Raw genomic sequence first — 25,670 nt, 5'->3', positions numbered from 1 at the left:
GTCATTTAATAGCACCTTTATTACTTTTTTTTGACGCTATAACTATTTTAATAATACCATAAATGATTATTGTAAATATACTGCATAGAAACCAATATTCTGGAATTGCAAAGTAATAAAATGTAAAAAGAGAAATGATAATGACATAAACTTTAAGGTCGTTAATTATTTCTTTAAAAAAAGAAGATAAACAGGACATTACAGCACCTTTTTAATCTTTAAAAATACCACGCTGCTGATAATAATAGCGCCTATGAATGATAATATAACCAAAAAGATAAACCATGAATTAAACGAATCGATAAAAACTGATTTTTCCATAAAGTTGATAACTTCATCAGCCTTTAATAGGCGAAACGCTAATTCAAACATCAGGGTAACCAGGATGATAAATGATAGGATGAAAGAAAAAATAATAAAAATCCATTTTTTCATAATTCATTCCTCATGATATGGTGCTAATTACACCTCGTGTTTTTATCATGAAAAGGGAATTCAGGCAATGTCTATATCTTCGATGGTCAAATTTAGAATGGAAACCGACAGGAATGCTGCTATAGCACTCGACCGTGCTGTAAGAGGTGTTCAACAGAATAGTATTAGTGTCCTGGAAGATGTTCGATCTGGTTTAGAGAGGGCTACATGGTACAGTACATGTCTTTTGGATGAGTATAAGGCCATATGCTCGGAATTATCAGAAGAGGATATCCGTTTCATAAAATGTATTTACGAGATATATAAAAGAAAAAATATCATTGCAGATATGATGAGAATGTATATTGAGGAAGAACTTAAATATTTAAAAGTGAGTGAGATAAAATATCTTGATATCAGTCTTGCAAAAGGTCTATCAAGTTATCGAAGTGGATTGCTAACAAGGGGCGCAATTGCAAATGCTTTATCTATCATCATTGTTAACTCATTTAATTTCAAAAATGATGTCATGATGCAACTTAACCGATCCAGTTTTGTGGTAGTGACAGCCGCATCTCTTTATGGAAAGGTTCAGACGGCAGCGATTTCTGCAAGAAAACTCAGAGATATATCGCCTCAGTTATATTTGGCACTCTACAACAATAATATGGAAATGCTTTATTTTCTTGTCAGCAATAAAATTGATAGAGCATTGATAAATGCAATAGGGCTTCGCGGAGAAGAGCGCATTCTTTCCGTAATGAAAAGCTTAGCGTATTAATCGTCATTGAATAAGTTTGAGTTACGTAGGGCGGAAAATATTCACAGCATCTACCCGCGGTACTTTTTTGTCGGGTGGCGGCTAGCGCCTTAACCGACCTACGGAACTGCCGGTGTTGGTGGCCTCAAAATCCCCGGTGGTGCTGCCGCTTACCGGGGCTACTGCGCTTTGCGATTTGGTAGCCCGGAGAAGGCGCAACGCGCCGCGTCCGGGAAAAACCATTAAAAAAGTTGCACACTGATAACAGTGCGGACTGCCTTTAATTTATTCACCATGCTGGCTGAAACTGCCGGTGTGGGTGGCCTCAAAATCCCCGGTGGCGCGAGCGCTTACCGGGGCTACGGCACTGTGCAATTTGGAATTATGTTGCGCAAAGATCAATTGCCAGTCAGGATTATTTCTTTTTCTTCACCACTTTCCATTTTCCGCCAGCGGCGGTGTCGGCCAGCACGATTTTAAATCGGTTACTTTCCCAGTGGGGCAGGCCTAATACACGCCGCGCTATACGGTTACCTTTCGCCTTAATCATGATGTCGCTCCTTATTTTATTAAAGATGCACTAAACCCACGCATAAAAATATTCTGCGTTTCCCAAGGTTTTAATTTTCTAAAAAATAAAATTCACTAACAATTAAATTCAGGCTTTATTGTAGGGTGGCTATTTTTTAATTCAAGCCGCTATGAATATTCGGGCCTTAGTAGCAATAAAAACGTTTTTCCAGGCTTTTATCCCAGTAAACGGGTTTTATTGCCATTTTGTCCGGCGAAAAAGAGGGAAATAACGGCAGGGTTAAAACGTCATACCGCCGATAACGGCCGCCAGGCGATCGAACATTTCGCCAAACAGATGTTCGCAGAAGGGAGCCAGCATCGGCATCATCATGCCGAGGGTCATAATGCCAAAGGTCATGGTCACCGGAAACCCGATCACGAATACCGATAGCTGCGGCGTCATGCGGTTGAGCAGACCCAGGGCGATATTGAGCGTGAGCAACAGACAAATCAGCGGTAACGCCAGCATCATGCCGTTGATAAAGATTAACGAACCCAGTTGGGTGAGCGCCAGGAAACCGTTACCGTTTAGCGGCTGGCTCTGGATCGGCAGGGTATGAAAACTGTCGGCCAGCAGCGAGATCAGCCACAGGTGGCCGTCAAAGCTTAAAAACAGCAGCATTGCCAGCAGGTTCAGCAGCCGCGCCAGCACCGGCATATTGGGGCCGCCGCTGGGGTCGAAGAAGGTGGCGAACGATAGCCCCATCTGCATGCCGATGACTTCGCCGGCGAGGCGTACCGCGGCGAAGGCCAGCTGCATCGTCAGCCCCAGCGCCGCGCCGATCAGGATCTGCTGAACCGCCAGCCATAAACCGGCAGCAGAGATAATGGGGATCGCGTTGGCGGGCAGCGTTGGGGCGATCAGTATTGCAATCAGGCCGCCGAGGCCGATTTTCACCTTTTTGCTTATCTGCTTTTCACTCAGCACCGGCGCGGTGCTGATGAGGGCCAGAATACGCAGCAGCGGCCAGAAATACTGGCTGAGCCATTCGCTAAGCTGGGCGCTGTCAAAGGGGATCACGGCTAGCCGATAATATTAGGCAGGTTGCTGAATAACGTGCGCATATAGTCCAGCAGCAGGTTCAGCATCCACGGCCCGGCGATAATAATCGTCGCCACTACCGCGAGAATTTTGGGGATAAACGACAGGGTCATTTCGTTAATCTGGGTGGCGGCCTGCAGCAGGCTGACCACCAGCCCGCTGATTAGCGCCGCCAGCAGCAGCGGTGCGGCCAGCGCCAGGGCAACCTTCATCGCTTCGGTGCCAATGGCCATCACGGATTCCGGCGTCATGATTGTTCTCCGGCGGTTCAGGAATAGAAGCTCTGCGCCAGCGAGCCCAGCAGCAGCTGCCAGCCATCCACCAGCACAAACAGCATTAGCTTAAACGGCAGCGAGATTGTCGCCGGCGGCACCATCATCATCCCCAGCGCCATCAGCACGCTGGCGACCACTAAATCGATAATCAGGAACGGAATAAACACCGTAAAACCAATCTGGAAAGCGGTTTTCAGTTCGCTGGTGACGTAGGCGGGCAGCAGAATACGCATCGGTACCGCCTCCGGCCCGGCCAGCGGCGGCTGGTTGGCCAGACGAGCGTACAGCGCCAGATCGCTTTCGCGGGTCTGGCGCAGCATAAATTCGCGTAGCGGCTGCGCGCCTTTATCCAGCGCTGCGTCGAGACCAATTTTATCCTGACTAAAGGGCAGGTAGGCGTTCTCATAGACCTTGTCGAACACCGGCGACATGATAAAGAAGGTCAGGAACAGCGCCAGCCCGAGCATTACCTGGTTCGGCGGCGCGGAGGGGGTACCCAGCGCATTGCGCAGCAGGCCCAGTACGATGATGATGCGGGTAAAACTGGTCATCATCAGCAGCATCGCCGGTAGGAAGGTCAGCGAGGTCAGCAGCACCAGCGTCTGCACCGGCAGCGACCAGCTCTGGCCGCCGTTGGCCAGCGGCTGACTGATAAGCCCCGGAAGCTGGGCGAAGGCGGTAGGACTCAGCAGCAGTAACGCGGCGGCGAGCCACGGCGCCCGACGGCGAAGGCAAGCGAACAAAGTAGGGAACATGGCTATTTTTCCGGGCGGTTGAGGACGTTGCGCATCAGCTGGCGGAAGTCGTTCGCAGGCCTTGCCCCTGCGGTATCTTCATCGCGCGGCGGGGCCGGAAATTGATGAAGCGGGGTGATCTGCTGGGCGGTAACGCCCAGCACCAGCAGGGTATTATCGACTTCCACTACCACCACGCGTTCGCGCTGGCCAACCTGGCAGCTGGCGCGCAGGTTAAGCAGTCGGCTGTCGCGCGCCTGCGGCGCAAAGCCGAGGCGGCGGAACAGCCAACCGGCCAGCAGGATCAGGAGCAGAATCGCGCCGAGCGCGCTACTCACCTGCATGAGCGCCGAGCCGCCGGATATTGCCGGTTCGGTAACCGGTTGGCTGGCCTGCACGGTAACGGGGGCGGTCATTAGCGGCTCAACCGACGCATACGTTCGGACGGGGTAATGATATCGGTAATACGCACGCCGAATTTATCGGCCACCACTACCACTTCGCCCTGGGCTATCAGATAGCCGTTGATCAGGATATCCAGCGGTTCGCCCGCCAGGCCATCCAGCGCGACAACCGATCCCTGCGACAGGCGCAGCAGCTCTTTGATAGTCATTTTGGTGCGCCCCAGTTCAACGGTCAGCTTCACCGGAATATCGAGGATCAGATCGATATCCTGCAGGCTGCCGAGCGCATCCTGGGCCTCCAGCGATTTGAACACCCCATCGGTGGTGGCGCTGGATTTCTCAGACGACTGCTGTTCATTAAGCGCATCAGCCCACAGATCGTCTACGGATTCCTTTCCTGCGCCAGACGGTTGCTTAGGATCACTCATTGGGCTGTTCCTCACTCAGAGCATTCAAAATAGGGTTAATCAAGTGTTCAACACGAAGGGCGTACTGCCCGTTTAAGGTGCCATATTGGCTGGTTAGCACCGGCACGCCGTCGACATGGGCGATAATGCGATCCGGTTTATCTATCGGTAAAACGTCGCCAGGCTGCAGCTTAAGTATTTTCGATAAGCGCATCGGGATATCGACGAAGTTGGCAATCAGCTCCAGCTCGGAGTGCTGCACCTGCTTGACCAACGTTTCGCGCCACTGGCTATCTTCCTGGCGGGAATTCTCCAGCGGCGGATTGGTCAGCAGTTCACGCAGCGGCTCAATCATGGCGAAAGGAATACAGATATTGAATTCACCGCTTAGCGCGCCAATCTCCACCTGGAACGGCGTGGTCACCACGATATCGTTCGGCGAGGTGGTAATGTTGGTGAATTTGACCTGCATTTCCGCACGCACGTATTCGACGTCAATCTTATAGATTGCGCTCCACGCGTCGCCGTAGGCGTCCAGCGCCAGACGCAGCATGCGTTTGATGACCCGCTGTTCGGTGGGCGTGAATTCGCGGCCTTCGACCTTGGTCGGAAAACGCCCGTCGCCGCCGAACAGGTTATCGACGGCGATAAATACCAGGCTCGGCGCGAAGACGAACAGCGCCGTGCCGCGCAGCGGGTTCAGGTGTACCAGATTAAGATTGGTCGGCACCGGCAGGTTGCGGGCAAACTCGTGGTACGGCTGAATTTTAATCGGCCCGACGGTGATGTCCGGACTGCGGCGCAGCAGGTTGAACAATCCCATGCGGAACTGCCGGGCAAAACGTTCGTTGATAATTTCCAGCGCCTGCAGGCGTTCACGCACCACGCGGCGCTGGGTATTCGGATCGTAAGGCTTAACCTCGCTCTCTTTACCGCCGACAACCGTCTCGGGCTCATCGCCCGTGTTGTCGCCGTTGAGCAAGGCGTCGATCTCTGCCTGTGAAAGAATGCTATCGCCCATGGTGATTACCGCAGTATGAAGGCGGTGAACAGCACATCGCTGACCACCTGCTTCGGTTGTCCCTTAACCAGCGGCGCGCTCAGCGTCTCTTTGATCTGCGCGACCAGCTGCTGCTTGCCTTGTTCATTGGCCAGATGACCGGCCTCCTGACGCGAGAGCAGCATCAGCAGGCGGCTGCGCACCTCCGGCAGAAAATCATTAAGCTGACGGCGGGTTGCCTCATCCGGCAGGCGCAGCGTCAGGCCGATATACAGTACGCGGTCCGGATCGTTGTCCGGGGTCACCAGATTGACGGTGAAGGTATCCAGCGGCATAAATACCGGCGGCGCGGGCGGTTTTTCCTTTTCGATGGCGGTTTGCGCGCCGCCGTCGCGCTGTTGCAGCAGCCACCAGCTGTAACCTGCTGCTGCGCAGGCGGCCACGGCGACGATCGTCAGCAGGATGATCAGTAAGGGACGTTTGGGCGCGGTTGCCGGAAGGGAGTTTTGAGACATAGCCAAATCAAATTCCTGTTGTTCCGCCCGCCGCGTTGCTGACGGGCATCACGCGCGGCGGCGCCGCACGTATGACATATAAAGGTATTATCGCGGCTAACGCGCGAGGCAATAGCCGGAATAAACGGGCAAATGGGGGCCAGATTGGCCGTTTAGCGCCCCTCAGGCGAAAATATCGACGCCGTTGAGCTGGTTGGCCATTCGCTGCAGGGCTGCCGGGGCGCTGACTGGCTCAATCGGCGCGGCATCGCTGCCGCCGCCATGGCGTTCAGCGTAGCTGGCGCGGCCTTCACCGTTACCGTTTTGCTGCTGCCACTGCGGCGTCGCCTCGCCGCCAACGCTGCTCTGACCGAGGTTGATTCCGCTTTCCGCCAGCGCGTGACGTAGCTGCGGCATCGCCGCCTCGACCGCCGCGCGTACCTGACCGTGTGCGGAAGCGATATGCAGCTGCGCCTGTTTATCGTCGAGCTGTAGGGTGATCTGCAGCGCGCCCAGCTCCTGCGGATGCAGGCGCAGTTCGGCGCTCTGCTGGCCGTTGCGATGGAACATCAGCACCTGCTGGCTCAGCGCCTGCTGCCATTCCGGGCTGCCGAGCTGGGCATTAAGCTGCGGTGTCGGCGGCGCGGTCACCAGCGCATTGGCGGGCGTGGCGCTTTGGCTGGGGCTGGCGGCGGCGAAAGCGATGGCGGCTGGCTGCGCTGGAGCATTCTCCGCCGGGCGTTCGGCCATATCGTGCTGCGGCGTGGTCGCGGCCTGCGCGACAGGGGAAGGCAGATTTTGTCCGCTAAGGGGATCCGTGCCCGGCTGCAATTTCGCCGCCGGCTCGCCTGGCGGCAGATTCCCGATATCCTGAGTAGTCGCGTTGCCGATACGGAGCGCGGCTTTATCGCCGGTAAGAGCAGGTTGTTGATCCTGCGGTAGCGCGGTCTGCGGCGGCTGAGCGACGATTGTCGCCGGCAGCATGGCGTACAGCGCCTGCAGCGTCGCCGGATCTACGGTTTTCGCCTCGCTGAGCGGCGGCGTATCCGTGTCGGCATCCTCTTTTTTCACTGTCGCGTCGACGGCGTTTTCCGCCGATGCCGGTAGCGCATTGACCAGCAGCGCGCCGCGTTCGCCGAGCGCGGCCAGCAGTTGGTTAAGCTGGTTACGGCTTAGCGGCGGGGCGCTTTCATCGTCGGCGCTCAGCGCCGCCGGCGGCAGCGTGCCGCTTGGCGCGGGCGTGAAGCGCGCGCCAAGCAGTTGCGCGAAGGCAGACGACAGCTGAACGTCATCGAGCGCCAGATCCGGCAGGGCGCTAGCGTCGCCGTGCAGGCTAAGGGCGGGCAAAGCATTGAGATTCATGAAGCGGTATTCCTTTGTGTACTGCGTTGCGCGAACTCATCCATCAATTTTTGATTGCGTTTGTTTTCCAACTGCAGCTCGGCGTTTTGCGCGCGTGTGTGCAGGGTGTCGTAGGCGTTCAGCCGCTGCTGATGGTCCTGCCACTGCTTTACGGCGTGATCCACCTTTTGCCCCCACTGCAGCAGCTGCTGGCGCTGTTGTTCGATGGCCTGTTCGAGGGTGGCGATAAACTGCTGGTAGTTCTGCCAGCGGGAGCTTTCCATGCCGCCGGAAAGGGTGCTGTTGAGCTTCTGCCGGTACTCGTCCTGATAGTTAAGCAGCATCGTCAGCTGTTGCTCGGCGGCCTGTTGCGCCTGGCGCGCCTGGCCCAGGCGCTGCGCCGCCTGTTCGACGGCCTCCTGGGCCAGATTGCGCAGGGTAATCAAAGGGGACTGTGCTTTCATCGCGTGGCGTCTCCGATGGCGTTAAACAATCAACTGCTGTAGCTGCAGACAGGCTTCGTCATAACCGCAGCGCTCGAAAATTCCCTGCTGCAGATAGGTCTCCATTTGCGGATACAGGGTAATGGCTTTATCCAACAGCGGGTCGCTACCGGCGGCATAGGCGCCGACGCTTATCAAATCGCGGTTGCGCTGGAAGCTGGCCAGCATCTGTTTAAAGGTGCGTACCCGGCGATAATGTTCGTCATCGATAAGTGACGTCATCGCACGGCTGATCGAGGCTTCAATATCGATGGCCGGGTAGTGACCGGCCTCCGCCAGCCGTCTGGACAGCACCACGTGGCCATCGAGGATCGCGCGCGCCGAATCGGCGATCGGATCCTGCTGATCGTCCCCTTCGGTGAGTACGGTATAGAAGGCGGTGATCGAACCGCCGCCGCTGATACCGTTGCCCGCGCGTTCAACCAGCGCCGGCAGTTTGGCGAATACCGAGGGCGGATAGCCTTTGGTAGCCGGCGGTTCGCCGATCGCCAGCGCGATTTCGCGCTGCGCCATCGCATAGCGGGTGAGCGAATCCATGATCAGCAGCACGTGCTGGCCGCGATCGCGAAAATCTTCAGCGATGCGGGTGGCGTAAGCGGCGCCCTGCATGCGCAGCAGCGGCGATACATCTGCTGGGGCGGCGATCACCACCGAACGCGCGCGGCCTTCGGCGCCGAGAATATTCTCGATAAAGTCTTTGACTTCCCGGCCGCGTTCGCCGATCAGGCCGACGACGATAACGTCGGCCTGGGTGTAGCGGGCCATCATACCCAGCAGTACGCTTTTACCGACGCCGGAGCCGGCGAACAGTCCCATACGTTGGCCGCGTCCAACGGTCAGCAGGCCGTTGATGGTGCGCACGCCGACGTCCAGCACCTGCTCGATAGGGGTACGCTGCAGCGGGTTAAACGGCGCGGTAATCAGCGGCGCGCGATAGCCGGTTTCCGGCGCGGGCAGGCCGTCAAGCGGCCTGGCGCCGCCGTCGAGCACGCGTCCCAGCAGCGCCGGGCCCAATGGCAGTTGTTTACCTGCGTGCTGGCCGTCCGCCGCGCTGCGGGCGTAAACCCGCGCTCCCGGTACAATCCCTTCGACCTCTTCCAGCGGCATCAGATACAGCCGCTGATCGTTAAAGCCGACCACTTCGCTCTCCACTTCCTGCACACCGTCGCCGCCGTCGCGTTCGATAAGGCAGGTCGCGCCGAGCGGCAGCTGCAGGCCGGTGGCTTCCAGCACCAGGCCGGTGGCGCGGGTCAGCCGACCGTAGCGTCGCACGGTCGGCGTTCGGGCGATACGCTGTTCCAGCGCTTCAAGCGAATTCAGCCAGCGGCCGAGACGGGCGGTCATCACAGCGCTCCCGGCGCGGCGAGGCGACACAATTCATGCCAGCGGGTGGCGAGACTGGCGTCGAGATCGCCCTCTTCGGCGCTGACCTTACAGCCGCCGGGGTGTAGATCGCCGTCCGCCAGCAGCCGCCAGCCGTGCAGGCTGAGGGTAGTGCCTAACTGCTGCTCAACGCGCTCATAATCTTGCGGGTGTACGCGCAGCTGCGGCTTGCCGTTGAACATCGGCTCTTGCTGGATCAACTGTTGAATTTGCGTCAGCAGGGCGGTGCCGTCGCAGACCGGAGGCTGGCCAAGCACCTGTTTCGCGGCGGTCAGCGCCAGCTGCATCAGGCGTGAGGCGATGACCGAATCGAGCGCGTCAAGGGTGTGCTGAAACTCGCTCACCAGCTGCTGCCAGTGGTCGGTCAGCGGCTGTTGCTGATGCTGTGCTTCCAGCAGCCCCTGCTGGCGACCCTCCTCAAGCCCCTGCTGAAATCCAGCTTCATAGCCTTTTTGCTGACCATCGGCATAACCGGATTGCTGACCTTGCTGCTCGGCCTGTACGCGCAGGGCGGCAAGCTGCTGCTGCAGTTCCGCCTGAGCGTCAGGCTGCAAGGCTTCGTTATCCAGCGTCGGTAGCGGCGGTTCGAAAGCCGGCGCCGCGTCGCCGAGGTCGTTGAGCGACCAGGGCTGCCAGGGCATGGAATTAATGCGATCAGACATAGGTGTCCTCGCCGCCGCCAATGATCATTTCGCCGCTCTCCGCCAGCCGTCTTACCACCAGCAGAATCGCTTTCTGTTCGTTTTCCACCTGCGACATGCGCACCGGCCCGCGGTTGGCGAGATCGTCGCGCAGAATATCGGCCGCGCGCTGGGACATGTTTTTGAGGAACTTCTCGCGCAGCGGCTGCTCGGCGCCCTTCAGGGCAATCAGCAGCGATTCGCTGTCCACGTCCTGCAGCAGGCGCTGGATACTGCGATCGTCGACCTCCACCAGGTTTTCGAACAGGAACATCTCGTCGATGATCTTCTGCGCCAGCTCGCCATCGTATTCGCGCATCGCGTCGATAACGGCTTCTTCCTGCTGGGTTTTCATCAGGTTGATAATCTCGGCGGCGGTACGCACTCCGCCCATTTTGCTGCGCTTGAGGTTCTGGCCGTCGAGCAGGTTGTTGAGCACTTCGGTCAACTCCGCCAGCGCCGCTGGTTGTACGCCACCGAAGGTGGCGATACGCAGCATCACGTCGTTGCGCAGGCGCTCATCGAACTGCGCCAGAATATCCGCCGCCTGGCCGCGCTTGAGGTGTACCAGGATGGTGGCGATGATCTGCGGGTGTTCATCGCGGATCAGATCGGCGGCGCTCTGCGGCTCCATAAAGTTGAGTGTTTCCATCCCGGAGGTGGTTTCACGGGACTCGAGGATATCCTCCAGCAGGCTGGCGGCGCGCTCTTCGCCCAGCGCTTTCACCAGCACCGATCGCAGGTAGTCGCTGGCGTTGACGCTCAGGGCGGCGAACTGTTCGGCATCGTCTTCAAATTCAGACAGGATCTCGCCGAGCTGTTTATGCGAGACCTGGCTCATGCCGGCCATGGTGCCGCTCAAAAGCTGGACTTCGCGGGAGGAGAGGTGCTTGAACACCTCCGCCGCGCGGTCTTCGCCCAGCGTCATCAGTAAAATGGCGCTTTTATCGGTTCCGGTCAGGCTCATAGTTCGTTACTCATCCATTGGCGGATTACCAGAGCGACGACCCGCGGATCTTTATCCGCCAGTTCGCGGATGCGTTGGCTCTGGACTTCTGCGCTGACGCGCTGCTGCGATTTACGACGCAGCGCCAGCTCCTCATTGCTTGGTTTATGGCTGTCGTTTGCTTTAGCGACCGGCGCGCTGGCGGCGGCGACCGCGGCTTGCTGTGCGGCCTGACGCTGCTGCAGCTGTGGCTTAATCAGCTTGCGCCACAATACCCAGCCGACCAGCAGTACCAGCAGATAACGTCCCAGTTCGAGCAGCAAATCGATAAACGCCTGGCTCTGCCAGAACGGCAGCTCGCCGCCGGTCATCTGATTGTCGGTAAACGGCGTATTGACCACCTGCAGGCTATCGCCGCGGGTGCTGGAGTAGCCCATCGCTTCGCGCACCAGCGCTTCAATCTGCGCCAGTTGTTCTTTACTCATCGGCTGCGCTTTGCCGTCGGCGTTGAGGCTATAGTTCACCACCACGGCGACCGACAGACGTTCCACCGTCCCGGCTTTTTGTTGGGTATGGCGGATGGTGCGATCGAGTTCGTAGTTGGTGGTGGCGTCGCGTCGGGTGCTTAACGGGCCGCTGTTGGCCGCGGCGCTACGGGTGTTGGTCGTGTTGTTGGCGTTATTGGCCGCCGGTTTAGCGGTTTCAATCGGCGCGGTGGCCGGCGCGCTCGGCTGGTTGGATAACGCCCCAGGGACGCCGCCCACCTGCGGCCCGCCGATTTGCTCGTTGCTGCTGGTTTGCTGCGAACGGATCGCCGCTTTCTCGGGCTGCTGGTTCGGCTGATACTGTTCGTCGGTCTGCTCGCGGGAGGCGAAATCGATCTGCGCGGTCACCTGAGCGCGAACGTTGGCGCTGCCGACCACCGGCGCCAGGATGGTTTCAATGCGTCGCTGATAGCCGTTTTCCACTTCGTTGGCATATTTCAGCTGCGAGGCGTTGAGGTCGCGCCCGGTGCCGTCGGACTGCGTCAGCAGGCGTCCGGCCTGATCGACCACGGTGACGTTGCCCGCCGGCAGGCCGGCGACGCTACTTGATACCATATAGACGATAGCGTTGATTTGGCCATCATCCAGCGCACGACCCGGCTGCAGCGTCAGGGTGACAGAGGCGGAAGGGGATTTTTGCTCGCGGACGAACAGCGAGGGTTTCGGCAGCGCCAGGTGCACACGCGCATTCTGCACCGGCCCCAGCGACTCGATAGTGCGTGAGAGTTCGCCTTCGAGAGCGCGCTGATAGTTAATCTGTTCGCTGAACTGGCTGATGCCGAATTTTTCCTGATCCAGCAGTTCGAAGCCAACGGCGCCGCCCTTCGGCAGCCCTTGTTGCGCCAGACGCAGGCGGGTTTCATGCACTTTCTCCGCCGGGATCATCAGCGCCGCGCCGTTTTCGGCGAAGCGGTAGGGGATGTTCATCTGCGTCAGCTGGGTGACGATAGCGCCGCCGTCGCGATCGTTCAGATTGCTGTACAGCACGCGATAATCCGGGCTTTTCGCCCACAGCAGCAGCGCGACGATAATGGCGATAGCGGCGGAGGCGGCGACCAGCAGCGGTATTTTTGGATTGGCGCGCAGACGGCTCCAGATGGCCTGCAGGCCGTTGTCGCGGCTTTCGCCGGCGGATAACGAGGCACTCATGGTTGGCGGTATCCTTCGCTGGCGTTCAGGCGGCGACGCGCGCTGGCGTGCTGACGAACGGTATGGATAGCGTTATGTGACAAAACAGACTCCCTGATACACATCTTTTCTCAATAGCGGCGCTCCCATTTCTGGGCAGGCCATTATTCGTCTTATCAGATGATTCTGATTGCCCGATAAGCCGGGTTTTTTGCAGCTAATTAACCGCTTTAAGTAAAAATCGCTGTGTTAGGGTGTGCAGCATTGGAGAAGTACAGGGTGAAATAGCGCCTGGCGATCACGATAGTATTGAGGAAAAGATGGCGATTCAGGGTATTGAAGGCGTACTGCAACAGATGCAGGCGATGGCGATTCAGGCGGGAAATAACGGGCAGAATAGCGTACCGCAGGGAGTCAGTTTTGCCAGTGAATTGACCGCCGCGCTGGGTAAAATCAGCGATACCCAGCAGGCCGCGCGTCAACAGGCGCAGAACTTCGAGCTGGGCGTGCCGGGCATCAGCCTCAATGATGTGATGGTCGATTTACAGAAATCTTCAGTTTCATTGCAGATGGGTGTGCAGGTGCGCAATAAGCTGGTGGCGGCCTATCAGGACATCATGAATATGCCGGTTTAGTCATAAAATCTCGACGCTACTTCTTCCTGCAAACCGCTATGCTTAACGCTGGCGGTTTTGTCTATTTACGGCGACAACGACAAAAATTGCTCGCCTCTGCATTGATTTTAATCCATCAACCGGTGAATGAATGAGACTGAAATATCACTACAATTGATAGGGGATACAGATCAATAGCGGCTCATCGATCGATACAAACGATCTGACTACTACCACTACAAACTGTATGGTCTTGCCAAAATAATTCTAATTTGGAATAGCAGATGTCCGAAAAAGTAGACCATCAATTGCGGCGTAAGGTATGGATAGGGATTTTTCTCGGTTTATTGGTCTTTTGGGGAACGATTGCGACGATTGTGGCCTTCGCGTTGGCTTAACAAGGACAACTTACACCATTATTAAATATCGGCTCTTCAGCCAGAAGAGAGGGTATCTTTGTTTTAGCAGTGTAAGGCGAAAATTTAAATTTGGATGGCAATTCACTATCGTTTCTCGGCCCGGTGGCAAATAATCTGCGCAAATTTTGCTCCGCGGAGGCGTTATGCTGTGGCTTCAGACCGTTGTATTTTTTGTCGTTTTAGCTTTTGTTGCGATAGCGATGTTTCATGAAACCTGGCGACAGGATAGCGAGTAATCGCCGCTTTTACTCTTCTTGATATACCCCCTCCTTACCAACAACTAAACTTAGATCGTGTCTAACAATCGTCTGGAGGTTGTTGTGAATAGATTCCACGATGAATACGACGAGCGGGAGCTGTACCATATGGTCTGCCGTTGGGAGGATGAAGGCGGGGCGCTAGCGTGACGTTTTTCCTTTAAACTGACAGCATTCTGGCGGTTCGGGCGTGAAACCGTTGTAGGGTATGAACGCGCGCTTGACCCCTGGCAACTTCAGGGGCAATATTCCACGGACTGTGGTAACCCCGGCAGTGGCATTACATCTGAGCATTTGGCTGAGCAACACAATGGGTATCTTCAGTCGGAAATATTGGAAAAATATATAACCAGCATGGAGGAGCCGGGCGTGGGAAAGCAGCTAACAGAAGATGATCTTCGTGAACATGGCTTCACCGAAAAAGAGATTGCGCGCCTGCGTGAAATCCTGGCGCGGCAAGAAAGCCAAAACAAAAGCTATTTTGATTTAATCGATGAACTTCGCAAAAGACTTTGGGCTGGAGTCTTAGGTTTTTTTATTGTTTTTATAGTGCTCATTCATTGGTGTTATAATTATGAGTCAATTAATCATTTTGCCTATTTTTTCATTTTATTATTCGGTTTCTCGGTAGTTTACAAACTAACTCCGTTTCCAATGGCGCTCAAAGCATACAAATTGTATCTAAAAATAAGATAGTCATTTATCTTTAACTTCATACATCGTGTTACCTATCTGTATCCCTTTTACCGTTGAGGATATCCCTTTTAACACCATGGCTGGCTTACTCATGGCTGTTACTTTTCGGTAAAAATCTGGGCCAGTGAAATAAAACAAGCGCCACGCTTCTGGTTTTAAGGTAAGTTTGGCAAGGCCATAAAAAGAGGTTGAAAGATCGACTACCTGATATGAAAGCTTTCCCAACTCTCTACTAAACCCTAAAAATTGAGATGCATCTTCATAATATTTTTCTGCAAAATTAACACCATCTAACTTTTCAGCCATTGTGCCAAAGCCATGAAACATCAATGTTGCACCAGCAATAACGCCAATAACGTTTCCTGTCATTAATGAGCTAGCCGTTATTCCAAAACCTCCGATAACCTGCATACCGCCAAGAACAACACCGATTCCGTCGATGATGTAGCCGATGACTTTTTCGTTTTCCCGGTAGAACCGCGCGGAGGCAGTGAGCATGGCTTCACCGGTTCGCAACATTCTGTCCTGAATAAGCAGATTTTCCCGCTCTTGCCTGATTGCCTGAATGCACTGCTGGCACTGCTTATCATCACTGCTATGACGGATAATGTTAATCTGTGAAAGGGCAAATCTTTTAACGCTGTCCTGAAACCTGACTCGGGTTAGGGGATCATGAAGGTGATAAGCAGAAACCGCCAGCGCGGTATTCATTAATCCGTTAGTTTCAGCTTGCGCCATGGCCATAAAATAATTGGAAAAACGCGTTTTCCCGAAGAATACATCCATGTTTTATCCCGTGAGTAATATCATATTAATCCGGTCAAGATAACACAGTATATTTTACAGGCATATTTCCTTAAGCCCGTGAGTGGCTTATTTTAGCTGGTGCGATGTTTGGAATATTTAATTGATGAATGTATGAAGCGTAAATGAAATAATAGATTATATATTATTGCTTATTAGCCCTGTAAAATCCGCCGATGGCTTACCAGGCAACACTCTGCATTGCCCTGGTGAGACCCATCATGCGCTTCCTGGCCGGAATATCTGGCTGTGAGGCTGTTGTTGTTATTGTAATTCTTCGCTTTTGCTCTTGATGGCGACCACATTATCGGACTGCAGTTCGCCAAGCAGGAGCGAACGATCGTCGAACTGGCCGTAAGCGTTGTTGACCGCGTTCTGGCGAGTGGATTGATCGATCAGCGTTTTTAATTGCTCCATCCGCTGCTGCAACAGCCCTTTCAGTACCCCTTCGTTGTCGATAATCTGCTGCAACTTAGCGTTGAGCATCTCTTGCAGAGCCAGCGATGGCCCCGCTTTGCCGGTAAATTCGGCGGTTTTCTCAACCGCCGTCACGTAGGCAAACTGCATTTCCACCAGCGCTTCCCATTGCCCGGCGCGCGCCAGGGCAATCATCTGACTGCTCAGGGTATGGATCTGCTGATAGGCGGCTAAAAGCTGCTGTTGGCGTTCCATCACAATGTACCCTGAGCAGGTTGATAGTTTGGCCCAATTTGCCGCCAGGCATCGGCGATATTCTCCAGCAGCTTGACCACTTCGACGATCGCCGCTTCGTCATTATGCAGGTTGGCCTGCATCAGGCGTCGCTTCATATAATCGTACAGCGCCGCCAGATTATCGGCGATTTCGCCGCCTTGCTGGTGGTCGAGGCCGCTTTTCAACCCGTTGTCGATGATGTTGATAGCCTTCGACAGCGCCAGGCCTTTACCGGCGATATCACCCTGATTCATCAGGATGCGTGCGCGAAGCAGGGCGTTAAGCGCCCCGTCGAACAACATTACGATTAACTGGTGCGGACTGGCGCTCATCGCGCTGCTTTCCAGACTGACCTGTGCGTAGGCTTGCGTGCCGCTACGGTTATACATGCTGTTTCATTACCTGATTAAGGGTTACTGGGACGAGAACTGCTGTTGTAAGTAGTTACCCGTGCTGCTCAGCTTGGACATCATGGTATCCAACTGAACAAACTGTTGTTTATAGCGATCGATAGTGTTCTGGATGCTATCGGAAACGGTGTCGATCTGGATATTCAGGCGATCGAGATTGGTGTTGATGCTTTTGGTCGAGTTCTCGATGATGCCGCCCGCTTTAATATAGTTCTGGATTTCATTATGGATTTCGGTGGCCATCCCGGTGTCTTTACCGTTGCCGGCGAAGAAGTTGGCGACCTGATCCGGTTTCTCGTCGAGCGCTTTATTGAGTTTCGTGCTGTCGACTTCAAGCTTGCCGGTTTTGGGATTGGTTGAGATCCCGAGGTTACCAAGGCCTTTCAGCTCCGGGTTGTCCTGAGCGGCGCTGAGCGCGCTTTTAATCGAAGACTGAATGCCGCGCAGGGTGTTATCGCCCAGCAGCGCGCCGTTCTTGGCGCTTTGCGCTTCACCGCTTTTCACCGGGGTGTATTTGGTCAGCGAGCCGAAGGTGTCGAGCAGCGAATTGTAGTTATCGACCCACTCTTTGATTTTGTCGGCGGTGCCGCTCTTATCAATGCCGATCACCAGGTTTTGCGGTTCGCCGGCTTTGGTGGTGGTTTTCAGGTCGATGGTGACGCCCTGCAGCGCATCGGCAATCGAGTTGGTGCTGCGCTTAATTTTGGTGCCGTTGACGACGATCTCCGCATCCTGCCCGGCGACGGTTTGCTTCATCGCGCCGCTTTTGCTGCTGCTGTCGTAGTTGAGGATGGCGCCGAGCTTATCGTCGTTATTCACCTGCACCGAAACGGTGTTTTTCTCGCCGGTGGTGGAGGAGCTCAGCGCCAGCTGATAGTCATTGTCGCCGACGCGCATGATGCTGGCGGTGACGCCGGCTTTAGCGCCGTTGATGGCATCGCGCATCTCCAGCAGCGAGGTCTGGTCGTCGCTCAGCGGAATCGTGGTCTCTTTCGGCGGATTACCGGCGGTGATCGTAATGGAGCGATTGCTATTGCCGGCGGTTCCTAGTTTCTCTTGTTGGTCGGTAATTGTCGCCTGGGTGGTCAGGGTTTGCGGCTGCGCCAGCTTCTGCACTTCAACGCTATAGTTGCCCGGCACCGCCTTATTGGTGGTGGTGATGGTGAACTGGTCGTGCTTGGTGGCGGTAGTGCTGTTGAAAAACTCCGGCTTAGCCAGCTCCTTGCTCAGGTTATCGAATTTTTCCAGCGAGCTTTTTAACGTGCCGTAAGCCGTTAGCTGCGCGTTATAGCTGGTTTGCTGAGTGGTATACGGCGTCAGGCGCTGTTGTTCCGCCTTGCTGAGTTTGTCCAGTAAACCGTTGAGGTCGAGTCCTGAGCCGATGCCTAAGGAACTGATCGATGCCATTGGTGTTTCTCCTTACTAATGACGTTATTCGCTTATTGCGTTATCGGCCCAGTGGAGAAAAAGTTTACCGAAAAAGTGAAAAAGGCGATGGCGTAATAGAAGAGGGAAAAAGCGCGTTATTTTCGCCATTGGCGGAGGGGCAAAAATTTTTCAAAAAATGGCTAAAGGTTGCAAAGGATACGTCGATACCAGAAGGGACGGTGGTTGACGCCGTGGGCAAGCAAGCCCGAACCTTTTAACCACGTTGCACTGAACGCAACTGACTCGTAAGGAATGCATATAATGGCACAAGTAATTAATACCAACAGCCTGTCGCTGATGGCGCAAAACAACCTGAACAAATCCCAGTCTTCCCTGGGCACGGCGATTGAGCGTCTGTCTTCCGGTCTGCGCATCAACAGCGCCAAGGATGATGCCGCGGGTCAGGCGATCTCCAACCGTTTTACCGCTAACATCAAAGGCCTGACTCAGGCTTCCCGTAACGCTAACGACGGTATCTCCCTGGCGCAGACCACCGAAGGCGCGCTGAACGAAGTTAACGATAACCTGCAGAACATCCGTCGTCTGACCGTACAGTCGCAGAACGGTTCTAACTCCGCAAGCGACCTGCAGTCCATCCAGGATGAAATCTCCCAGCGTCTGTCAGAAATCAACCGTATCTCCGAACAGACCGATTTCAACGGCGTTAAAGTCCTGAGCGGCGACCAGAAGCTGACCATCCAGGTCGGCGCCAACGACGGCGAAACTATCGATATCGATCTGAAAGATATCAATGCGAAGACTCTGGGTCTGGAAAAATTCAGCGTGGCTGACGGTATTGATACCACTAAAATTGATGGTGATACCACAACTGTTGCTACCGGTAAGTCGTTGGCTATCGATGCCAACAGTAAGAAAATCGGTGCAACTCCAGCCGACCCGGACCATTTTGTACAGGCTAAGGACGGTAAGATCTATGGTACTAACGCCGCAGGTAGCGAAACTTATGAAGCCACCATTGATAAAGCTACAGGTAAAGTAACTGGCTTTAGCACCTCGGATTCTGGTGCCGTCACTGGCTTGACCGGAGCGAAAACAGTGACCACCGTTGGCGAAGAAGTAACCGCAACCGGCGATACCACTGGCCTGAAATCCTACGATGGTGGTAAATCCTACATCATCCAGGAAGGTACTGGTGCGGATGCGAAATACTTCAAAGCGACCGCTGACAGCACCGGTAAAGTGACCAAAGGCGCTGAAATGAGCACCACGCCGAAAACTGCCGATCCGCTGGCTACCCTCGACAAAGCGCTGTCCCAGGTTGACCAACTGCGCTCCTCCCTGGGTGCGGTACAGAACCGTTTCGATTCTGTTATCAACAACCTGAACAGCACCGTTAACAACCTGTCCGCTTCCCAGTCCCGTATTCAGGATGCTGACTACGCGACCGAAGTGTCCAACATGAGCCGCGCGAACATCCTGCAGCAGGCGGGTACCTCCGTGCTGGCGCAGGCTAACCAGTCGACTCAGAACGTCCTGTCTCTGCTGCGTTAATCGCACGCCTGATTACTGTCGCATCGCAACCCCGCTTCGGCGGGGTTTTTGCTTTATGCCATAGCCACCCGGCGCAAAACGGCGCAACGGCGGAGCATGTCGTAAATAGAGACGCTTTTATGCGGTTTTTCCGGCGATTGGCATTTTTGCCCCTGCGCATAATAGCGCTGACTCTCTTATCCGCAGGTTTCAGAAATAGTGAGCGATTTGTATACCGCCGAAGGCGTGATGGACAAAAATTCCCTCTGGCTGCGCTACGTTCCGTTAGTGCGGCACGAGGCGTTACGCCTGCAGGTCAGGCTGCCCGCGAGCGTCGAGCTTGACGATCTGCTGCAGGCCGGGGGAATCGGGTTGTTGAACGCCATCGAGCGTTACGACTCGCTACAGGGAACGGCCTTTACCACCTATGCGGTGCAACGTATCCGCGGCGCAATGCTTGATGAACTGCGTAGCCGCGATTGGGTGCCGCGCAGCGTGCGGCGTAACGCCCGCGAAGTCGCTCAGGCGATGCAGAAGCTGGAGCAGCAGCTGGGCCGCCCGGCCACGGAAAGCGAACTCGCGCAGACGTTGGGTATCACCCTTGCCGAGTACCGACAAATCCTGCTGGATACCAATAACAGCCAGCTGTTCTCCTATGACGAATGGCGGGAAGAGCAGGGCGAGAATGCCGAACGACTACTGGAAGGGCATGAAGAGGCCAATCCGTTGCATCATCTGCTGGAAGGCAGCCTGCGCCAGCGGGTCATCGAGGCGATTGAAGCCTTGCCGGAACGTGAAAAAATGGTCCTCACCCTCTACTACCAGGAAGAGCTAAACCTTAAAGAGATTGGCGCGGTGCTGGAGGTGGGAGAATCCCGCGTCAGCCAGCTACACAGCCAGGCGATTAAGCGCCTGCGCGCGAAGCTGGCCAACGAAGGCTAATAACCACCTGCCGGGCAGGTGGTTAGCGGATTATGATTTACGCAAATCAATGCGCAGAATGCGCTCCTTCGCCCCTTCGACAAATACCTCAGGATCCCACTCGCGATTGAACCCTTCTTTAATGCCGACGTACAGGGTATCCATGTCCGGCGACAACACCATTTGATTCGGATAAACCGGGGTGCGGAATTCATGTGTCACGCGCCAGGTTTTGCCGTCCACGACGCTAATGGTGCCGCTGGTGAAATTACTAACGTACAGCTCGTTATATTTCGGATTGAAACGCACCGCGTTGGCGCCGACGCCGGTACGCACGTAACCCAGCGATTTGCCGTCTTTCAGATCGAAAATATACAGGCCGTCGTGCGGGCCGCTGCGATCGTCGTGATCGAAGGCGACGACGAAAATACGCCCTGAGTCGGAATCAACGATCAGGTTTTGCGCGCTGGCCAACTGCGGCGCGTTAAGCGGGATAGTGCGGACAACCTGCTGGGTTCTGGCATCGATCTCGTTGATATAGTCGCGGCCGCCAACGTAGATCTTCTGCGTCTTTTCATCCAGCGTCAGGCCGTAGGCGGTGCCGCGATAGGCGCCTTTGACTTCCCCTTTCAGCTGCAACGTCGTGCCGTCGAGCATCAACAATTTATGCAGCGGACGCATCCCGTCCTGGGTTTTCAGCATATGGCTGTAGCTGACAAATAACAGGTTAGCGGCGCGGCTGTATACCATATGCCGCAGATGTTCGAAGCGCGCATCGGCGGCGCCGTCGGTGGTGAAGCTCAGGCGCGGACTGGTACGGGTGATTTTACCGCTGGCGGCGTCGAACTGGCTGATACGCAGCGAAGCCGCCTGGGTATGGCCGACGTAAAGCACGCGCGCCGGCTGATTCATCGCCAGCGAGAAGGCACGCCTGGGCATATCGTAGCGCTGGATAACCTGCAGGGTGGCCGGATTAAAGGCGTAGAGATAACCTTTATTGGCCGCGCGGTTAACCCGGTCGGTCGCCGCGGCGAATAGCAGGTTGTCGCCATTATCGAACGCCAGCTCATAAACCCCTTCGTTGGCTTCCTGCAGATAATTGGTTTTCATCGCAAAGCGCGATGCCTCCCGCGGCGGTGGATCGATGGCGAAAGCCGGCTGGGGGAGCAGGGCGGCGAGCAGCAGCGCAGCCAGCGGTTTTATCAAGTTGCGATTAGTCATGATGGTTATCCTTGTTGATAAATAGGGATCAGAACTGGATTTCGCCGCCGAAAATATAGGTGCGGCCGCGGGCGGTGGTGTTAACAGAGGCGCCCTCTTTGGCGTTATCGAGACTCTGGTTCATACGGTTTAGCGCTTCGGAGTAGTCACGATTCGTCACGTTCTGCACGCTAAAGCGCAGCAGTACGTTATCGGTCATCTGCCAGCTGCTATAGAGGTCGATAATGGTCGGGATATTCGGCATGCTCTCTTTAGGCACCGTGTTGGTGTCGAGGCTAATGCCTTCGGTACTCAGGCGTTTTGATTTACCGGTGAATTTCACCAGGCTGCCGACGGTGAGTTTGCGATCGAACAGGCGCCCGCCCACATCCACCGTGGCGTAGCTGCTGGGGAGATCGCTAAGGTCGCTATAGGCGAAGCTATAGACCGTACTGGCAATAGAGGTGGGCTGATCGGTACGCTGCTTGCTCCATGACACATTGGCGTAGGCAAAACCGATGTCGTATCCGGCTTCAATCTCATAGCCCTCGGTGGTCACCGGCGAGGTGACGTTAACCGAGATATTGGCGTTGAAATCCGGTGAAGCATTGGCGACATCTTTACACAGCCCGCCGTTGCTGCACAGCAGGAAGGATTCGCTGGTGATGTAATCTTTAATCCGCGAGCGGTAGGTCAGAGCTTTCAGATGCAGGCTATCCTGCTCGCTCAATAATCCTTGTTTGATAACGTTAAAACCGGCCTCCCAGGTCTCGGCTTTTTCCGGCTTCAGAAACGGGTTCATCGATGCGCCGCCCTCATTGGCGAAGAACACTTCCTGAACGTTCGGCGCGCGCGAGGAACGGCTCCAGCTGACAAACGGCTGCAGCCATGGCGTCACCTGAGCGGAGAAGGTCACCGAGGGATTAAAACCGTTATCTTTGACGTTGAGTTGGGTTGCCCCTTGCGGGAAGCATTTTTCGTTATTTGCACAGGCCGGTTTATAGCCCTGTACCCGGCTGCGGGTATAGTTGAGATTAAGATCGAGCTGATAAATATCCTTGTTTAATGTCAGCCCGCTATAGAGCGAGGCGATCTTCTGCTTGCCTGCCGGGGCAAAGGCGTTGTGGTCGGTCTCATTATCCTGCACGAAGTGGCGGGAATAGCGGGTATCCATTAATTTACCGCCGAGCTGGAAAGCGGCATACAGATCGTCGGTAATACGAAAACGGCTGGTGTTGTTCACGTCCAGCGCGTTGGACTTATTGGTGGTCGAGGAGTCGTTAAAGTTATACAGCGACTCCGGTTTATATGACTGATTGCCGCGGCTGGTGCTGGCTAAAACATTGAACTCGACCAGTTCATTGAGCGGCGCATAGTTATAGCGCAGATAGTAGTCGTCGCTGCTAATATCGCGACGGGTAAAGCTATTGCGGTAATTACGCCCGGAAAACTCGAAGCGGTTAAATTGATCGACGTTGAAATTGATTTTATACAGCTGCGAGCGCGGCTCCTGGCGCAGATATTTATTATCTTCGCCGATAAACTCTTCGCTGCTGCGTCCGCCGCCGTTTTTATAGGTCGCATAGGTGCGGGTGCCGCTGATGCCGAGTAGCGCGCCAAGGCCGCCGCCGTTATCGAAGGCGTCGGTTTTGCCGGCTACCGTTACCATACCGGTGCGGCCGAGTCCGTTATCGCCTACGGAAAAACGCGACAGCAGGCCGACCTGATGCCCCGGTTTTAACACATCATCGATACCGATCGTGCGCAGGTTGGCGCTGCCCGCCAGCGCGTTGACGCCTTGCGAACCGGCGCTGTTGCCGCGGGTGATATCCACTTCGGCCAGGAAGTTGGGGTCAAGCGGCACCCCGGCGGCGGTATTCGCCCCGCCGTGATAGTTAGCCGGCGCCATGCCGAAGAAGGTCTGGGTGACGCCATCCACCATGGTATTTACCCGGCCCAGCCCGTTCATGCCGCGAATATTGACGCTGATGGTGCCCTGCAGCGGGTCGATTTGCGTATAGGTGCCCGCCATGCTGCGCAGCGAGGCGTCGAGGCTTTGCAGATTCTTATTGAGCGTTCGCGAACTGTAGGCGCCGGGACGGATATAGCTCTCCTCTGAGGAGCCGACCTGGCCGGCATTCTCCGCCAGCGGGTTATCGGTAATGGTGATAGGAGAGAAAACCGATTCTCCTTCGCTTTCGGCGGCGAAAGCCTGGCCGTTGACGATAAGTAGCCCGGTAACGAGCCCCGTGATTATTTGTGATTTTTCCATAATCCAATCCTGAGGTAATAAATATTTAACGCACAAAAAGGGCAGCAGCGTGCATCGCGCTTATTGCTAAGTGCGATGACACATTGCCCAAAATAAAAAATTATTAGCGGTCAGTGACCGTTATAAATAACGTCCGGGTTGCCTGAATAAATAACAGGGAACCTGGGGTTTATATTTTTAATAAGCCGAATTCCACCGGCAGGGTGACCTTATTTATACCGTTACGCAGCAGCTCTTTTGGCGGCGGCGGAAGCGGACGCGCATTTTCCAGCGCCATCAGCGCGGCGCGATCCAGCGAATGGGTCCCTGATGAGTTCGCCAACTGCGATTGCAACACCTCGCCGCGTTCGTTGACGCTGAAGGTAATAATGACGGTACCGGTACGTTTACGGCGGCGCGCATCTTCCGGATAGTGGCGCATTTTGTTGATTTTGCCTTTCACCAGCGATTCCCAACTGATCTTGTTGTGGCTCAGGCGCGCGGCATCGCTATCGAGCGGCGCGGTGGTGCGCTGAGTAAGGACGGCCGGCGCCGGGGGCGCGGCGAAGCTGGTAATGGTTGAATTGCCCTTTTCCTCTTGCTGCTGGCGGCGGGACTGTTTTTTAACCTCGATTTTCTTTTTCCGCTGCGGTTCGGGTTTGCTGGCGGACAGCTTTATTTGCGCATTGTCGTGAATTTGTAGCTTCGGCGCCTCTTTCACCGCGGCTGTTTCCTGCTCGGTCATCGCCTCGACTTTGCGCTGCTGGGTGACGCCCGGCGGCAGCTCGGGATGAATAAATGACACTTCCAGTTCCGGCGCGTACTCCACCATCACCGCGGCAGGGGGCGCGGCATCCGGCGGCGAGGCGAAATGAATGATAAAAGGTACGGCCAGCGCCAGATGACCCAGCACGCTGGCCGTTGTTCCCGTGAACCAGCGGGGGCGCGACGCTATCAATGGCGTGGAGAGAGGGATATTCATTTTTCTGCCGCTACCGACCAGACATAATCAGCCTGCTTCGCCGTCGGCGTGGCGCCGTCGGTGGTCAGCAGTAAGACCAGCGGTTTTTCCGCCTTGAGATCGGCCAGATGCAGCGGTACGCCAATATCTTTCGCCGCATGATAACCGCCGGCAATTAACAGCGCAGGGCGCGGCGCGGCTTTCATTTGCATCGCCATCAGGCGATCGCGCTGCTGTTGGATAGCGAGCATAGAGGTAACCTGCTCGCCATCGATTTGCCCGTTATGCATCAGAAAGATAATGGCCGATAGCGATTCATGTACCTGCGGGCTGTTGGAAAGTGCTCCGCGGGGAAACGTGGGATGTTGATAAATATCGCTCACCTGCTGGCGGCTGAGGTTAGCTGCCAGCAGTGGATAAGGCGCTTGCAGCGCGGTCATCACGACATCGCGATAAAGCGCCCACGGCCAGCCGGGATTCCAGCGCAGCGTTTCCGCCGCGCGAGTGGCGCTCACGGTCGTTCCGCTGAGGCTGGCCTGCTTGACCCGATTAACCGCCTCCTGCTGGCTTAGGTCAATCATCTCCATCAGTACGCTGCCCTGCGGGCGAAGGGTGTGAAGGTTCTGCAGCAGCCAGCGCTCAATCTGGTGATGCTGGGTGTTGGTATGTTCTTCGCCGACAATAACCAGCGGCGCCTGAGCGAGTTGGTTCAGCAATTGTTGCGGCGTCAGGGAGCGTCCGCTGGCGGTATCGCGAATATCCGCCTGCTCTACCAGCGCGCGCTCGCCGGCAGGGGAGAGGGGATAAACCGGGCTGTGACAGGCGCTCATGAGCAACGCGCAGCCTATAACCAGAGTGTTTAAAAGGGTTTCCTTAAACATAAAATATCCATTTTC

Annotated in this window: 30 protein-coding genes; 7 read left to right on the top strand and 23 right to left on the bottom strand. The window is 55.4% G+C overall.

The window, feature by feature from the left end; genetic code table 11:
- Positions 1-198 precede the first annotated feature (198 nt).
- Positions 199-435 carry a hypothetical protein gene (locus ACSEMK_RS16255; protein WP_213317032.1) on the bottom strand — a complete coding sequence of 79 codons (237 nt, stop codon included), beginning with the start codon at positions 433-435 and terminating at the stop codon, positions 199-201.
- Between the two features lie 67 nt (positions 436-502).
- Here ACSEMK_RS16255 and ACSEMK_RS16250 point away from each other — a divergent pair, with 67 nt between their 5' ends.
- Positions 503-1,195, top strand: a complete 693-nt coding sequence (locus ACSEMK_RS16250; RefSeq protein WP_430915000.1) for a hypothetical protein — start codon at positions 503-505, stop codon at positions 1,193-1,195.
- 394 nt (positions 1,196-1,589) lie between these two features.
- Here the strand turns inward: ACSEMK_RS16250 and sra are convergent, their stop codons facing one another.
- From sra to fliF, 14 genes are all read right to left on the bottom strand, one after another.
- Entirely contained in the window at positions 1,590-1,724 is a 135-nt protein-coding gene (sra, locus tag ACSEMK_RS16245; protein ID WP_072251507.1) for a stationary-phase-induced ribosome-associated protein, read from the bottom strand.
- 261 nt (positions 1,725-1,985) lie between these two features.
- The gene (fliR, locus tag ACSEMK_RS16240; protein WP_430915001.1) at positions 1,986-2,768 is read right to left on the bottom strand and encodes a flagellar biosynthetic protein FliR; all 783 of its coding nucleotides are present in this window, start codon (positions 2,766-2,768) and stop codon (positions 1,986-1,988) included.
- 2 nt (positions 2,769-2,770) lie between these two features.
- Entirely contained in the window at positions 2,771-3,040 is a 270-nt protein-coding gene (gene fliQ / locus ACSEMK_RS16235; protein ID WP_015367302.1) for a flagellar biosynthesis protein FliQ, read from the bottom strand.
- Between the two features lie 17 nt (positions 3,041-3,057).
- The gene (gene fliP / locus ACSEMK_RS16230; RefSeq protein WP_430915002.1) at positions 3,058-3,819 is read right to left on the bottom strand and encodes a flagellar type III secretion system pore protein FliP; all 762 of its coding nucleotides are present in this window, start codon (positions 3,817-3,819) and stop codon (positions 3,058-3,060) included.
- 2 nt (positions 3,820-3,821) lie between these two features.
- Entirely contained in the window at positions 3,822-4,214 is a 393-nt protein-coding gene (fliO, locus tag ACSEMK_RS16225; RefSeq protein ID WP_113374252.1) for a flagellar biosynthetic protein FliO, read from the bottom strand.
- On the bottom strand, positions 4,214-4,630 hold the full coding sequence (fliN, locus tag ACSEMK_RS16220; RefSeq protein ID WP_015367299.1) for a flagellar motor switch protein FliN: 417 nt from the start codon (positions 4,628-4,630) through the stop codon (positions 4,214-4,216). Before fliN ends, fliO begins: the two co-directional genes overlap by 1 nt.
- On the bottom strand, positions 4,623-5,630 hold the full coding sequence (gene fliM, locus ACSEMK_RS16215; protein ID WP_015367298.1) for a flagellar motor switch protein FliM: 1,008 nt from the start codon (positions 5,628-5,630) through the stop codon (positions 4,623-4,625). Before fliM ends, fliN begins: the two co-directional genes overlap by 8 nt.
- A gap of 5 nt (positions 5,631-5,635) precedes the next feature.
- Positions 5,636-6,124, bottom strand: a complete 489-nt coding sequence (gene fliL, locus ACSEMK_RS16210) for a flagellar basal body-associated protein FliL (protein ID WP_015367297.1) — start codon at positions 6,122-6,124, stop codon at positions 5,636-5,638.
- Between the two features lie 162 nt (positions 6,125-6,286).
- Positions 6,287-7,465: a flagellar hook-length control protein FliK gene (locus tag ACSEMK_RS16205; protein WP_430915003.1), complete on the bottom strand. Its 1,179-nt coding sequence runs from the start codon at positions 7,463-7,465 to the stop codon at positions 6,287-6,289.
- Positions 7,462-7,908 carry a flagellar export protein FliJ gene (gene fliJ / locus ACSEMK_RS16200; protein WP_015367295.1) on the bottom strand — a complete coding sequence of 149 codons (447 nt, stop codon included), beginning with the start codon at positions 7,906-7,908 and terminating at the stop codon, positions 7,462-7,464. Before fliJ ends, ACSEMK_RS16205 begins: the two co-directional genes overlap by 4 nt.
- Positions 7,909-7,929: 21 nt before the next feature.
- Positions 7,930-9,291, bottom strand: coding sequence for a flagellar protein export ATPase FliI (fliI, locus tag ACSEMK_RS16195; protein WP_411325405.1), 1,362 nt, complete (start codon positions 9,289-9,291; stop codon positions 7,930-7,932).
- Complete coding sequence (fliH, locus tag ACSEMK_RS16190; protein WP_411325406.1) at positions 9,291-9,992, bottom strand: flagellar assembly protein FliH; 702 nt, start codon at positions 9,990-9,992, stop codon at positions 9,291-9,293. Before fliH ends, fliI begins: the two co-directional genes overlap by 1 nt.
- Positions 9,985-10,977, bottom strand: a complete 993-nt coding sequence (gene fliG / locus ACSEMK_RS16185; protein WP_430915004.1) for a flagellar motor switch protein FliG — start codon at positions 10,975-10,977, stop codon at positions 9,985-9,987. The genes fliH and fliG overlap by 8 nt, the downstream gene beginning before the upstream one ends.
- Positions 10,974-12,650, bottom strand: a complete 1,677-nt coding sequence (gene fliF / locus ACSEMK_RS16180; RefSeq protein WP_087858079.1) for a flagellar basal-body MS-ring/collar protein FliF — start codon at positions 12,648-12,650, stop codon at positions 10,974-10,976. The genes fliG and fliF overlap by 4 nt, the downstream gene beginning before the upstream one ends.
- 299 nt (positions 12,651-12,949) lie before the next feature.
- On the opposite strand from fliF, the gene fliE reads away from it, so the two are divergent.
- The 3 genes from fliE to ACSEMK_RS16165 all read left to right on the top strand — a co-directional run bounded on the left by fliE (position 12,950) and on the right by ACSEMK_RS16165 (position 14,615).
- Positions 12,950-13,264: a flagellar hook-basal body complex protein FliE gene (gene fliE / locus ACSEMK_RS16175; protein WP_015367290.1), complete on the top strand. Its 315-nt coding sequence runs from the start codon at positions 12,950-12,952 to the stop codon at positions 13,262-13,264.
- A gap of 263 nt (positions 13,265-13,527) precedes the next feature.
- The gene (locus ACSEMK_RS16170) at positions 13,528-13,641 is read left to right on the top strand and encodes a YmiA family putative membrane protein (protein WP_410477028.1); all 114 of its coding nucleotides are present in this window, start codon (positions 13,528-13,530) and stop codon (positions 13,639-13,641) included.
- Between the two features lie 647 nt (positions 13,642-14,288).
- Positions 14,289-14,615 (top strand): hypothetical protein, encoded by a 327-nt coding sequence (locus tag ACSEMK_RS16165; RefSeq protein WP_289576837.1) that lies wholly within the window; start codon positions 14,289-14,291, stop codon positions 14,613-14,615.
- Here the strand turns inward: ACSEMK_RS16165 and ACSEMK_RS16160 are convergent, their stop codons facing one another.
- The 4 genes from ACSEMK_RS16160 to fliD all read right to left on the bottom strand — a co-directional run bounded on the left by ACSEMK_RS16160 (position 14,616) and on the right by fliD (position 17,929).
- Positions 14,616-15,401, bottom strand: coding sequence for a DUF4225 domain-containing protein (locus ACSEMK_RS16160; protein ID WP_316424508.1), 786 nt, complete (start codon positions 15,399-15,401; stop codon positions 14,616-14,618).
- Between the two features lie 282 nt (positions 15,402-15,683).
- On the bottom strand, positions 15,684-16,091 hold the full coding sequence (fliT, locus tag ACSEMK_RS16155; protein WP_032714211.1) for a flagella biosynthesis regulatory protein FliT: 408 nt from the start codon (positions 16,089-16,091) through the stop codon (positions 15,684-15,686).
- The gene (fliS, locus tag ACSEMK_RS16150; protein WP_015704959.1) at positions 16,091-16,501 is read right to left on the bottom strand and encodes a flagellar export chaperone FliS; all 411 of its coding nucleotides are present in this window, start codon (positions 16,499-16,501) and stop codon (positions 16,091-16,093) included. The genes fliT and fliS overlap by 1 nt, the downstream gene beginning before the upstream one ends.
- Before the next feature lie 24 nt (positions 16,502-16,525).
- Positions 16,526-17,929, bottom strand: a complete 1,404-nt coding sequence (gene fliD / locus ACSEMK_RS16145) for a flagellar filament capping protein FliD (protein ID WP_047043640.1) — start codon at positions 17,927-17,929, stop codon at positions 16,526-16,528.
- Here fliD and ACSEMK_RS16140 point away from each other — a divergent pair.
- The 3 genes from ACSEMK_RS16140 (at position 17,923) to ACSEMK_RS16130 (ending at position 20,383) form a co-directional block, all read left to right on the top strand.
- The gene (locus ACSEMK_RS16140) at positions 17,923-18,168 is read left to right on the top strand and encodes a hypothetical protein (RefSeq protein WP_020079192.1); all 246 of its coding nucleotides are present in this window, start codon (positions 17,923-17,925) and stop codon (positions 18,166-18,168) included. The genes fliD and ACSEMK_RS16140 overlap by 7 nt on opposite strands.
- Positions 18,169-18,211: 43 nt before the next feature.
- Entirely contained in the window at positions 18,212-19,462 is a 1,251-nt protein-coding gene (locus ACSEMK_RS16135; RefSeq protein WP_087858071.1) for a FliC/FljB family flagellin, read from the top strand.
- A 198-nt stretch (positions 19,463-19,660) separates the two neighbouring features.
- Positions 19,661-20,383 (top strand): RNA polymerase sigma factor FliA, encoded by a 723-nt coding sequence (locus ACSEMK_RS16130; protein ID WP_113374243.1) that lies wholly within the window; start codon positions 19,661-19,663, stop codon positions 20,381-20,383.
- Positions 20,384-20,413: 30 nt separating this feature from the next.
- On the opposite strand, the gene ACSEMK_RS16125 is transcribed toward ACSEMK_RS16130, so the two are convergent.
- The 4 genes from ACSEMK_RS16125 to ACSEMK_RS16110 form a co-directional block, all read right to left on the bottom strand.
- The gene (locus tag ACSEMK_RS16125; RefSeq protein ID WP_430915006.1) at positions 20,414-21,583 is read right to left on the bottom strand and encodes a YncE family protein; all 1,170 of its coding nucleotides are present in this window, start codon (positions 21,581-21,583) and stop codon (positions 20,414-20,416) included.
- Between the two features lie 28 nt (positions 21,584-21,611).
- The gene (locus ACSEMK_RS16120; RefSeq protein WP_430915007.1) at positions 21,612-23,834 is read right to left on the bottom strand and encodes a TonB-dependent receptor domain-containing protein; all 2,223 of its coding nucleotides are present in this window, start codon (positions 23,832-23,834) and stop codon (positions 21,612-21,614) included.
- Between the two features lie 169 nt (positions 23,835-24,003).
- The gene (locus ACSEMK_RS16115) at positions 24,004-24,795 is read right to left on the bottom strand and encodes an energy transducer TonB (RefSeq protein WP_430915008.1); all 792 of its coding nucleotides are present in this window, start codon (positions 24,793-24,795) and stop codon (positions 24,004-24,006) included.
- On the bottom strand, positions 24,792-25,655 hold the full coding sequence (locus ACSEMK_RS16110; RefSeq protein WP_430915009.1) for a ChaN family lipoprotein: 864 nt from the start codon (positions 25,653-25,655) through the stop codon (positions 24,792-24,794). Before ACSEMK_RS16110 ends, ACSEMK_RS16115 begins: the two co-directional genes overlap by 4 nt.
- Between the last annotated feature and the right edge of the window lie 15 nt (positions 25,656-25,670).

The organism is Klebsiella sp. K-3, assembly GCF_051207495.1.
GTDB classification, from domain to species: domain Bacteria; phylum Pseudomonadota; class Gammaproteobacteria; order Enterobacterales; family Enterobacteriaceae; genus Klebsiella; species Klebsiella aerogenes.
Note: the sequence above shows the minus strand (reverse complement) of the source record. Positions and strands in the feature narration are given on the sequence as shown.

Excerpts from the sequence above, each read along its gene's own strand:
- ACSEMK_RS16255 (WP_213317032.1), bottom strand. The coding sequence starts at position 435 with ATGAAAAAATGGATTTTTATTATTTTTTCTTTCATCCTATCATTTATC.
- ACSEMK_RS16250 (WP_430915000.1), top strand. The coding sequence starts at position 503 with ATGTCTATATCTTCGATGGTCAAATTTAGAATGGAAACCGACAGGAAT.
- sra (WP_072251507.1), bottom strand. The coding sequence starts at position 1,724 with ATGATTAAGGCGAAAGGTAACCGTATAGCGCGGCGTGTATTAGGCCTG.
- fliQ (WP_015367302.1), bottom strand. The coding sequence starts at position 3,040 with ATGACGCCGGAATCCGTGATGGCCATTGGCACCGAAGCGATGAAGGTT.
- fliP (WP_430915002.1), bottom strand. The coding sequence starts at position 3,819 with ATGTTCCCTACTTTGTTCGCTTGCCTTCGCCGTCGGGCGCCGTGGCTC.
- fliO (WP_113374252.1), bottom strand. The coding sequence starts at position 4,214 with ATGACCGCCCCCGTTACCGTGCAGGCCAGCCAACCGGTTACCGAACCG.
- fliN (WP_015367299.1), bottom strand. The coding sequence starts at position 4,630 with ATGAGTGATCCTAAGCAACCGTCTGGCGCAGGAAAGGAATCCGTAGAC.
- fliM (WP_015367298.1), bottom strand. The coding sequence starts at position 5,630 with ATGGGCGATAGCATTCTTTCACAGGCAGAGATCGACGCCTTGCTCAAC.
- fliL (WP_015367297.1), bottom strand. The coding sequence starts at position 6,124 with ATGTCTCAAAACTCCCTTCCGGCAACCGCGCCCAAACGTCCCTTACTG.
- ACSEMK_RS16205 (WP_430915003.1), bottom strand. The coding sequence starts at position 7,465 with ATGAATCTCAATGCTTTGCCCGCCCTTAGCCTGCACGGCGACGCTAGC.
- fliJ (WP_015367295.1), bottom strand. The coding sequence starts at position 7,908 with ATGAAAGCACAGTCCCCTTTGATTACCCTGCGCAATCTGGCCCAGGAG.
- fliI (WP_411325405.1), bottom strand. The coding sequence starts at position 9,291 with ATGACCGCCCGTCTCGGCCGCTGGCTGAATTCGCTTGAAGCGCTGGAA.
- fliH (WP_411325406.1), bottom strand. The coding sequence starts at position 9,992 with ATGTCTGATCGCATTAATTCCATGCCCTGGCAGCCCTGGTCGCTCAAC.
- fliG (WP_430915004.1), bottom strand. The coding sequence starts at position 10,977 with ATGAGCCTGACCGGAACCGATAAAAGCGCCATTTTACTGATGACGCTG.
- fliF (WP_087858079.1), bottom strand. The coding sequence starts at position 12,650 with ATGAGTGCCTCGTTATCCGCCGGCGAAAGCCGCGACAACGGCCTGCAG.
- fliE (WP_015367290.1), top strand. The coding sequence starts at position 12,950 with ATGGCGATTCAGGGTATTGAAGGCGTACTGCAACAGATGCAGGCGATG.
- ACSEMK_RS16170 (WP_410477028.1), top strand. The coding sequence starts at position 13,528 with ATGTCCGAAAAAGTAGACCATCAATTGCGGCGTAAGGTATGGATAGGG.
- ACSEMK_RS16160 (WP_316424508.1), bottom strand. The coding sequence starts at position 15,401 with ATGGATGTATTCTTCGGGAAAACGCGTTTTTCCAATTATTTTATGGCC.
- fliT (WP_032714211.1), bottom strand. The coding sequence starts at position 16,091 with ATGGAACGCCAACAGCAGCTTTTAGCCGCCTATCAGCAGATCCATACC.
- fliS (WP_015704959.1), bottom strand. The coding sequence starts at position 16,501 with ATGTATAACCGTAGCGGCACGCAAGCCTACGCACAGGTCAGTCTGGAA.
- ACSEMK_RS16140 (WP_020079192.1), top strand. The coding sequence starts at position 17,923 with ATGCCATTGGTGTTTCTCCTTACTAATGACGTTATTCGCTTATTGCGT.
- fliD (WP_047043640.1), bottom strand. The coding sequence starts at position 17,929 with ATGGCATCGATCAGTTCCTTAGGCATCGGCTCAGGACTCGACCTCAAC.
- ACSEMK_RS16135 (WP_087858071.1), top strand. The coding sequence starts at position 18,212 with ATGGCACAAGTAATTAATACCAACAGCCTGTCGCTGATGGCGCAAAAC.
- ACSEMK_RS16125 (WP_430915006.1), bottom strand. The coding sequence starts at position 21,583 with ATGACTAATCGCAACTTGATAAAACCGCTGGCTGCGCTGCTGCTCGCC.
- ACSEMK_RS16120 (WP_430915007.1), bottom strand. The coding sequence starts at position 23,834 with ATGGAAAAATCACAAATAATCACGGGGCTCGTTACCGGGCTACTTATC.
- ACSEMK_RS16115 (WP_430915008.1), bottom strand. The coding sequence starts at position 24,795 with ATGAATATCCCTCTCTCCACGCCATTGATAGCGTCGCGCCCCCGCTGG.
- ACSEMK_RS16110 (WP_430915009.1), bottom strand. The coding sequence starts at position 25,655 with ATGTTTAAGGAAACCCTTTTAAACACTCTGGTTATAGGCTGCGCGTTG.